Annotated in this window: 7 protein-coding genes and 1 rRNA gene; 4 read left to right on the forward strand and 4 right to left on the reverse strand. The window is 62.2% G+C overall.

Annotation, left to right across the window (positions count from 1 at the left end; translation table 11 throughout):
- Positions 1 to 95: 95 nt before the first annotated feature.
- Both rrf and AC629_RS41550 read left to right on the forward strand, forming a co-directional pair.
- Positions 96 to 209 (forward strand): 5S ribosomal RNA (gene rrf, locus AC629_RS41545).
- 298 nt (positions 210 to 507) lie between these two features.
- Positions 508 to 1,098 (forward strand): hypothetical protein, encoded by a 591-nt coding sequence (locus AC629_RS41550; protein ID WP_084810436.1) that lies wholly within the window; start codon positions 508 to 510, stop codon positions 1,096 to 1,098.
- Between the two features lie 192 nt (positions 1,099 to 1,290).
- Here AC629_RS41550 and AC629_RS41555 read toward each other — a convergent pair whose 3' ends face one another.
- Together AC629_RS41555 and AC629_RS41560 are read right to left on the reverse strand one after the other, a co-directional pair.
- Positions 1,291 to 2,382 carry a TRAP transporter substrate-binding protein gene (locus AC629_RS41555; RefSeq protein WP_084810437.1) on the reverse strand — a complete coding sequence of 364 codons (1,092 nt, stop codon included), beginning with the start codon at positions 2,380 to 2,382 and terminating at the stop codon, positions 1,291 to 1,293.
- A 313-nt stretch (positions 2,383 to 2,695) separates the two neighbouring features.
- Positions 2,696 to 3,787 carry a TRAP transporter substrate-binding protein gene (locus tag AC629_RS41560; protein ID WP_084810438.1) on the reverse strand — a complete coding sequence of 364 codons (1,092 nt, stop codon included), beginning with the start codon at positions 3,785 to 3,787 and terminating at the stop codon, positions 2,696 to 2,698.
- A gap of 289 nt (positions 3,788 to 4,076) precedes the next feature.
- Between AC629_RS41560 and AC629_RS49535 the strand changes: the two genes are divergently transcribed.
- Both AC629_RS49535 and AC629_RS41565 read left to right on the forward strand, forming a co-directional pair.
- Positions 4,077 to 4,307 (forward strand): Rossmann-fold NAD(P)-binding domain-containing protein, encoded by a 231-nt coding sequence (locus tag AC629_RS49535; protein WP_245332171.1) that lies wholly within the window; start codon positions 4,077 to 4,079, stop codon positions 4,305 to 4,307.
- Positions 4,308 to 4,365: 58 nt separating this feature from the next.
- Entirely contained in the window at positions 4,366 to 5,160 is a 795-nt protein-coding gene (locus AC629_RS41565; protein WP_502693106.1) for a Rossmann-fold NAD(P)-binding domain-containing protein, read from the forward strand.
- Between the two features lie 337 nt (positions 5,161 to 5,497).
- On the opposite strand, the gene AC629_RS47430 is transcribed toward AC629_RS41565, so the two are convergent.
- On the reverse strand, positions 5,498 to 7,288 hold the full coding sequence (locus AC629_RS47430; protein ID WP_084810439.1) for an adenylate/guanylate cyclase domain-containing protein: 1,791 nt from the start codon (positions 7,286 to 7,288) through the stop codon (positions 5,498 to 5,500).
- A gap of 314 nt (positions 7,289 to 7,602) precedes the next feature.
- Positions 7,603 to 8,916 carry an NAD(P)H-dependent oxidoreductase gene (locus tag AC629_RS41575; RefSeq protein ID WP_084810440.1) on the reverse strand — a complete coding sequence of 438 codons (1,314 nt, stop codon included), beginning with the start codon at positions 8,914 to 8,916 and terminating at the stop codon, positions 7,603 to 7,605.
- Between the last annotated feature and the right edge of the window lie 192 nt (positions 8,917 to 9,108).

The raw sequence follows: 9,108 nt of genomic DNA on the forward strand, positions 1-9,108 counted from the left end.
ATAGGGTCGCAAAGACCCCGACCAGAATGAGAAGCGCTAAGTCGCCAGACTCAACGCTTGAAGATCGCTTGCTTCGTTTCCTTGTCCTTCGCCGGCCTGGTGGTTCTAGCGAAGAGCCTCAACCCGATCCCATCCCGAACTCGGCCGTTAAACTCTTCAGCGCCAATGGTACTATGGCTTAAGCCTGGGAGAGTAGGTCGCTGCCAGGCCTGCCAAGGACAAGGAAGTCTCCTCTTGCGATGCTCGACACCAAAACGCCGCCTTCCGGCAACGGAGGTGGCGTTTTGCGTTTGGGCGCAGCAATGCCGCGCCGCCTGCATCTTTCCGTCACGATACGCGTTCAGCATGTGAAGCGAGCGAGCCGCCGGGCTCGTGGTCGCATCCGATTTCGCGCGCTCTCGTTCAGTTGAAGACGATCAGATGCGAGTTCAGGGGCCATTCACGTCGACGCCGCTAATCGGGTTCCGTCCTTGAAACCTGGCAATCAAAATATCCGAGGAGACTTCCATGCCTGCGTTGCTTCGTCCCGCCCTCACCGCGTTCGGCGTCGCGTGCCTTCTGTCCGCAGCATCGCTTACCTCCTCCGGCACCGCGTTCGCGCAAGCCAAGCAACAGGCGGCGCCGGCTCAGCAGACCGCGCCCGCGCAGACACCCACTCTCAAGCAGATCGTGCTGACCGACAAGCAGCTCGACGGCGTGCTCGCCGCGCAAAAGGACATGGATGCGATCACCGCAAAGCTTCCGGAGAACACCGCGCCCGATCAGAAGGTGATCGCGCAGCTCGACGCCGTCGCCAAAAAGCACGGCTTCGCCAGCTATGACGAGTACAGCAACGTCGTCGACAACATCAGCCTGGTGCTCGGCGGCTTCGATCCCGCGACCAAGAAATATGTCGGCCCCGAATCGGTGATCAAGGCGCAGATCGCGCAGATCCACGCCGACAAGAAGATGCCGGCCAAGGACAAGAAGGAAGCGCTGGACGAGCTGAACGAGGCGCTAAAGATCCCGGCGCCCCAGGTCGAGAACAAGGGCAACATCGATCTCGTCGGCAAGTACTACGACAAGCTGGTCGCTGCGCTCGGCGACGATCAGAACTGATGCGATCGATGTTGCACCGTCGTAGGGTGGGCAAAGCGAAGCGTGCCCACCACTGCTGTCTGACCGAAGAGAATGGTGGGCACGGCGCTATGGCGCCTTTGCCCACCTACGATAGCGGTCCTCGATAACAAAAAGCCCCGGAGCCATCTCCGGGGCTTTCGTCGTTTGCAGGCCAGCTGACCCGTCGTCAGCTCACGTCCGCGTGCGCATCCGCATCATGAAGCTGTCGTAGCTGAGCTCAGCAACCTGCATCCATGCGAGAGATTCGTTCCGGAATGCGGACAGGCTGGCGTACATCTTGCCGAAGTGTGGATTGGTCTTGTTGAGATCCGCGTAGATCTCGTTCGCTGCGTTGAAGCAGGCCTCGAGCACTTCCTGGGGGAACGGCTTCAGGATTGCGCCGGCCACCAGCAGACGTTTCAGCGCCGGCGGATTGACGTAGTCGTATTTGCCGGTGACCCACGTGAACGTATCGCGCGAGGCCATCTCGATCACCGCCTGATAGTGCTTCGGCAGCGCGTTCCACTTGTCGAGATTCATGATGTTGTGGCCCTGGCCGGTGCCTTCCCACCAGCCCGGATAGTAGTAGTATTTTGCGACCTTCACGAAGCCGAGCTTCTCGTCGTCATACGGTCCGACCCATTCGGCCGCATCGATTGTGCCCTTCTCGAGCGCCGGATAGATGTCGCCCCCGGCGATTTGCTGCGGCACGCCGCCGACCTTGGCGATGATCGTGCCGGCGAAGCCGCCGACGCGGAATTTCAATCCCTTGAAATCTTCCATCGACTTGATCTCCTTCCGGAACCAGCCGCCCATCTGCGCGCCGGTCGAGCCGGTCGGGATGCCGACCGCGTTGTATTCCTTCAGGAGGTCGTTGAGCATTTCCGTGCCGCCTCCGAACAGCAGCCAGGAAATATGTGCCCGCGTGTTTAGTCCAAACGGCAGAGACGTGCCAAACGTGAAGGCAGGGTTCTTGCCCCAATAGTAATACAGCGCCGTGTTGCCCATCTCGACGGTGCCGTTCGATACGGCATCGAGCACCTGCAGGCCCGGGACGATTTCGCCGGCCGCGAACGGTTGGATCTGGAATTTGTTGTCGGTGGCTTCGGCGACGCGCTTGCAGAAATATTCGCAGCCGCCGTAGAGCGTATCGAGCGACTTCGGCCAGCTTGCGGCGAGCCGCCATCTCACTTCCGGCGTCGACTGCGCAATCGCCGGCGCAGCCACTGCTGTGCTCGCCGCCAGACCGGCACCTGTCACTTTCAGAAAATCACGACGTTTCATGCGTATCCCTCCGTTGCGCCGATTCCTCGACAAGGGAACGATCTTCGTGTCGTCTTTGCTTCGCCGATAACCGACGTTGGTGTTGTGACGTTGGTGTTGTGACGATGTGAATGTGTCCGAAGGCCCTTCAGGGCTCTTTGTGGGTCCCGAGCGTTGCGGTCCCGGCAATCAGGATGACCGGTCGCCTTGCGATAATCAAGCGTCGTCAGGCCGCTCGCAGTTGCGAAGGCTCCAGAACCCAAGCATGAAAAACCCCGGAGATGGCAGCATCTCCGGGGCTCATCCTCTTTACTCGTGCGGGTCGTTCAGCACCTCACGTCTTCGTCCGCATCCGCGCCATGAAGCTGTCGTAACTCAGCTCCGCCACCTGCGTCCAAGGCAGCGAGTCATTCTTATAGGCCATCATGCTCGCATACATCTTGCCGAAATGCGGATTGGTCTTGGAGAGATCGGCATAGATCTCGTTGGCGGCGTTGTAGCAGGCCTCGAGCACTTCCTGCGGAAAGCCCTTGAGGATCGCGCCGTTCACGATCAGCCGCTTCAGCGCCGGGGCGTTCACCGCATCGTACTTGCCGGTGATCCAGGTGAAGGTGTCGCGTGACGCCGCATCGATCGCCGCCTGGTAATGCTTGGGCAGCGCGTTCCACTTCTCTATGTTCATGATGTTGTGGCCCTGGCTCGTGCCTTCCCACCAGCCGGGATAGTAATAGTACTTCGCGACCTTGGCGAAGCCGAGCTTCTCGTCGTCATAGGGACCGACCCACTCCGCCGCATCGATCGTGCCTTTTTCCAGCGCCGGATAGATGTCTCCGCCCGCGAGCTGCTGCGGCACGCAGCCGAGCTTGGCGAGGATCGTGCCGGCAAAGCCGCCGATCCGCATCTTCAGGCCCTTCAGGTCGTCGACGGTCTTGATCTCCTTCCTGAACCAGCCGCCCATCTGGGCGCCGGTGGATCCGGTCGGGATGCCGTAGACGTTGTGCTCCTTCAACAGGTCGTTCACGAGATCCTGCCCGCCACCCCACTGCAGCCAGGAGATCTGCTGGCGCGTGTTCAACCCGAACGGCAGTGCGGTTGCGAAGGTGAAAGCGGGATTCTTGCCCCAATAGTAGTAGAGCGCGGTATTGCCGATCTCGACGGTGCCGTTCGACACGGCGTCGAGCACCTGAAGGCCCGGTACGATCTCCCCCGCTGCAAAGGGCTGGATCTGGAATTTGTTGTCGGTGATGTCGGCGACCTGCTTGCAGAAATATTCGCAGCCGCCATAGAGCGTATCGAGCGCCTTCGGCCAGCTCGTGGCGTACCGCCATCTGACCTCGGGTGACGACTGCGCGATCGCGGGCGCAGCCACTGCTGTGCTCGCGGCCAGGCTCACGCCCGTCACCTTCAGGAAATCACGACGTTTCATGCGTACCCTCCGTTGTGCCGATGCTTCGACCAGGGAACGATCTTGGTGTCGTCTATTCTTCGCCGAGGCTCGACGTTGTTTTGTTGAGGCTTGCTAGCGTTTCCGAATGGCCCTGATGGGCTCTTTTTGTTGGAATTCCGATCATTGCGGTTCCGCTGATGAGGATGACCGGGCGCTTGGCGATAATCAAGCCTCATGCCTTCCTCGCAAGTGCGAACGCTGGCCAGACGCAAGTAGGGGGCATCCGCGATCTGCTACCTAATTGGGCAAAAAGAACGGGAGATCGAGCATGGCAAGCAAGAAGGTTGTGGTCGCCGGAGCGACCGGTCTCGTCGGCAACGCCGCGTTGCGACACTTCGGCACATCCGCCGCTTGCGAGGTTGTTGCGCTGTCGCGGCGCAAGCCGCGCGACCTCTACGGTGCGCGTCACGTCGCGATCGATCTGACCAGCGAAGCCGATTGCCCGTGCCGCGGCCGAGCTGCAGGGCGCCACCCACCTGATCTACGCCGCGCTCTATGAGGCGCCGCAGCTCGTCGATGGCTGGCGCGACCAGCAGCAGATCAAGACCAATGACGTGATGCTGCGCAACCTGATGGGCGCGCTCGAGCCGGCGGCGCCGGACCTCAGGCATGTCGCTCTTCTGCAGGGTACCAAGGCCTACGGCGTTCACGTTCGTCCCCTAACAGTGCCGGCGCGCGAAGGCCGCTCCGAAATGTACGAGCAGCCCAATTTCTACTGGGCCCAGGAAAACTTCCTGCGCGAGCTCCAGGCCGGCAAGGCCTGGCACTGGAGCATCTTGCGGCCGGTGCTGATCGTGGGGCTCGCCATGGGCGGCGCAATGGATCTGATTCCGCCGCTCGGCGTCTACGCTGCGATGCTGCGGGAGCAGGGCAGGCCGCTCGACTATCCCGGCGGGGCCGCGCGCGTGTCGCAGGCGGTCGATGTCGATCTGCTGGCGCGCGCGATCGCCTGGTCGGGCGAGGCCAAGGCGGCACAGAACGAAGCCTTCAACGTCACCAATGGCGACGTCTTCACGTGGGAGAACATCTGGCCGGCGGTGGCCGACGCGCTGGGGATGAAGCCCGGCAAGCCGGTCCCGCTGTCGCTCGCGAAGGAATTCCCAAACTGGGTAGGTCCGTGGGACGCGCTACGGCGCAAGCACGGCCTCGTGTCGCGGGGTCTGGCCGAATTCGTCGGCCTCTCGTTCCAATACGTCGATTACAGCATGCGCTACGGCCGCGCCGAATCCGGTCCACCCTCCATCGTCTCGACGGTCAAGATCAACCGCGCCGGCTTCACTGAAATGATGGACACCGAAGACATGTTCCGGAAGTGGTTCAGGCAGGCCAAGCAGGAACGGCTGCTTCCTTAGAAATCGTTGCTACAGCGGTCGCGTGCTCCCTCCCGCAAGCGGAAGAGAGGCGCCAAGTTCGCGATCAGGGCGTGTACTCATATAAATTCGATGTCTGCTCTCTGGGATAAAGCGAAAATGCGCCAAAGGCACGGGAATTTCGCCTTTTGCGCCATGAGCGGCCTCTCCCGCACGTCGCAGTTTGACCCTCATTTCGAAATCCATAAAATCGAAGGTTAGGCTTACGGCGGAGTTTGACGTTGCTCCCTCGTCGAGGTGAAAAACGAAGAGACCTCGTGCAGGATCGTAGAACAGCTCGCGGCAAAGCAGAACGGATGGCCCGACGTTCAATGCAGCCTTACCCCCTCCACCCGGCCTTACGCAGACCGTCGACGAGATGCGCGTGGTCTTCTGGACGAAACCACGGCGCTCTGTTGCGGACATACATCTCGAATGCCCCCGGTGCGCGCAAGACAGCCTTTTCCAGCTCTTCCTTCGCTTCCGCTGTGCGGCCAAGCTGGCCCAGCGCCGCCGCGGACCAGCGGTAGATCATCGGAAAATCGGGATACGACCGGATCAGACGTTTTGCGGCCTCGATCGAAGCCTCATATTCGCCGCAGAAATATAAACCGCACGCAATGTGCAACAAGCGGACTGCCAGATAGGGGTCGCGGGGATCGAGCCTGATACACGCGTTGAGAGCAGTAACCCCCTCCATGGGCCGTCCGGCAAAGATCAGCGTTGCGCCACGATGGCCATGCGCGATCGCCAGATTTGGGCTCATGGAGAGAGCTCGTTCGATCTCCGCCAACGCATCGTCAGCCTCGCCGCGTGCTTGCAAGGCCCAGCCAAGGCACGAACGGGCTTCCGCATCGGCACCATCGAGCGCGACCGCCCGGCGGGCCAAGGCCTCCGCCGAGCGTTGCGCGTCTCGCAGGCCTATCTTCTGGTAGAGCGCGGCCGCTTGCAGCTGGTACAGAGCGAGCGCGCTGTAGCTGCCGCCGAAGGTCGGGTCGAGATCGATCGCCTGTCTGAAGAATTTCTCTGCAATCTCATCGTCGTCTGCGGTCGCTTTGCTCAGATGCCACAGGCCGCGCTGATAGGCTGCCCAGGCATCAAGGCTCCCCGGCGGCCTGCGCATGGCGCGTCGGAGCTCGGCGTCTGCAATGGCGGGGGCGAGCGCAGTCGTCAGCGCTTCGGTAAGCTCATCCTGCATGGCGAAAACATCCGCGAGATCGCGGTCGTAGCGTTCGGCCCACACATGATTGCTGGTCGCCGCCTCTATGAGCTGCGCGGTCACGCGGATCCGGCTGCCGGCCTTGCGCACGCTACCTTCAAGCACGTAGCGGACGCCGAGCTCGCGCCCGACCTGTCTCACATCAACTGCTCGCCCTTTGTAAGTGAACGACGAGTTCCGCGCGATGACGAACAACGAGGGATAGCGCGATAGCGCCGTGATCACATCTTCGGCTATACCGTCGGAGACGAATTCCTGCTCGGGGTCGCCGCTCATATTGGTCAGCGGCAGCACGGCGACAGACGGTTTGTCAGGCAACGCGAGCGCCGGAACCTCGCGTTTAGGCGTCGCAGTCCGCGGGCCGGCGTCGATGATGATGCGGTAAACGTGGACAGGCCGGGCGATGTTCTTCAGAGTTTGCTCGCCCGCTTCCTCGACATCGAAAGGCACCTTGTCGCGCGCGTGATTGAAGACAGTCTGAGAGATACAGATGCCCCCGGGTTCGGCGATGCTCTCGAGCCGCGCCGCGATGTTGACACCGTCTCCAAAGATGTCATGGGCTTCGACGATGATGTCGCCAATATTGAGCCCCACACGGAAGAGAATGCGCCTGTCTTCCGCATCGTCGCTGGTAAGTTCGTTGATGCGGGACTGGAACTGCATGGCAGCCCGCACCGCTTCGACCGCACTTGGAAACTCCGCCAAAAACCCGTCGCCGGTGTTCTTCACGATGCGGCCGCCGTGCTGCGCAATCGCGGGCTCGACACCTCCGGCGAGGAGTGCCGTCAGCTTGGCGTGGGTCGCCTCTTCGTCATTGTGCATGAGCCGAGAATAGCCAGCCACGTCGGCGGCCAAGATCGCCGATAATCTACGCTCGACTCGAACCCGCTCTTGCACCATGGCCCGCACCATGGCCCACCAACCCACCCATACTCTACGACGGATCAGACCGCAGCACCAAACGGGCTCTTACGGTCGTTGCGGCTAAGTTGAAACGCGTCAGCCGCACTGACCGAGGTTTGTCTGGGATTTGGAAAGAGCGCGAATGCGCGCCGCCTTAAATGCCTGCATCACAGTTGGGTTACGGGCCTTGTGATCCTGATTGTCGACTTCCGGTTCTGGGCCCCTAAGCGGACAAGACCAAGCGTGCCTCGCATGTCCGCATCGGAGCGCAAACGGATCTCGCCGCGTCCGAAGCTGAAACGATAGATCTATGAGTACGCGCCCTAACCCTCCCTGGCGAACGCCGCTTCCATCGCCTTGCGCGTCTTGATGGTCTCGTTGTTGGCGTCGAATTCGACATCGCTCCAGCGCACGATCTCGCCATGCGCGACGTCGTGCTCGAGCTTGAGGCGATGCGCCAGGCCGATCGGTAGGGCGCTCGCCTTCAGGCTCGCTGCAGCCGGCACCAGCTTGCCCCACACCGTGTAGCCACCTTCGCCATCCAGCATCTCGCCGGCGCGCAAGTTTCGCTTTGCCACGGCGGCGACGTCGCCGCGGAAACCATAGGGCTGTCCGGTCGGCTCACCCCGAAGCGCGGCCGAGAGCACCGAGATGTTCAGCTCCAGCCCGATCAGGTGGTATGGCTTGTACATCGCGGCGAAGCGTCCGCTGGCGTCGGTCTTCAGGCCGTATTGCTTGAAGCAATCGGCGGCGTAGTCGTTCGGCGCCTCCAGCACGACGTACACGCCCCAGCGCAGGTCGCGAAACACCGGGCGGCCGTCGCGCTCGAGCGAGGAGACCACTTCCACCACGCCGGATCGTTCCAGCACGCCGCCCATATTGTGCGGCCGCATGATGTGCGGCAGGTCGTCGACACCGCAGGGCGGAAACAGCAGCCCGCTCGCGGGCACGTCGAGCCCGCAGGCGTTGGCAATCGCGGCCATCTCGATCGCCGATTTGGTGCCGTCGAGGAAGGAGTTGAACATCTGCGGATTCATGCCGGCAGACTGCGCTTCGCTGGCTGTCAGGCCGTAGTGCTGCCAGACGCCATCAGGCGTCACGTCGTGATAGGCCGGCAGATATTTTGTGCCTTTGCCGGCAGCGACGACACGAAAGCCCGTGGCACGCGCCCAGTCGACCATCTCGGCCGTCAGCGCCGGCTGGTCGCCATAGGCGAGCGAATAGACCACGCCCGCCTTGCGCGCCTCTTCGGCGAGCAGGGGGCCCGCCAGCACGTCGGCTTCGACATTGACCATCACAATATGCTTGCCCGCCGCGATCGCGGCGCGCGCGTGGCGGATGCCGACCGCGGGATTGCCGGTCGCCTCCACCACCACATCCATTGCGCCGCCCGCAATGGCGCGGGCACCGTCATCGGTGAAGACGGTCGCGGCGATCCGCGCCTCGTCCCACCCCACCGTGCGGCACGCCTCGCGCGCACGGTCGCGGTCGATGTCGACGATGACAGGCACTTCCAGCCCCGGCGTGTGCGGCACCTGCGCGAGGAACATCGAGCCGAATTTGCCGGCGCCGATCAGCGCGACACGGACGGGCTTGCCGGCGGAAGCGCGGGCTTGAAGAAGGCGGAAGAGATTCATGGGAAACATCCAGTACAACTATCGTGTCCCGGACGCGGTGCAGCCTGGGCGATGCGTAGCATCGTCCTGGTAACGCTGCTCCGCAGAGCCGGCAACTGTTATGTTGACCTGGTCTGTAGGTACGGCTTCCTGTCGCGCATAATGGCGTTGAGGACCGTCAACAGCTTCCTGGCGACGGCAATGAGAGCGAGC

It is taken from the genome of Bradyrhizobium sp. NAS80.1 (assembly GCF_001908205.1).
In the GTDB taxonomy this organism is placed as follows: domain Bacteria; phylum Pseudomonadota; class Alphaproteobacteria; order Rhizobiales; family Xanthobacteraceae; genus Bradyrhizobium.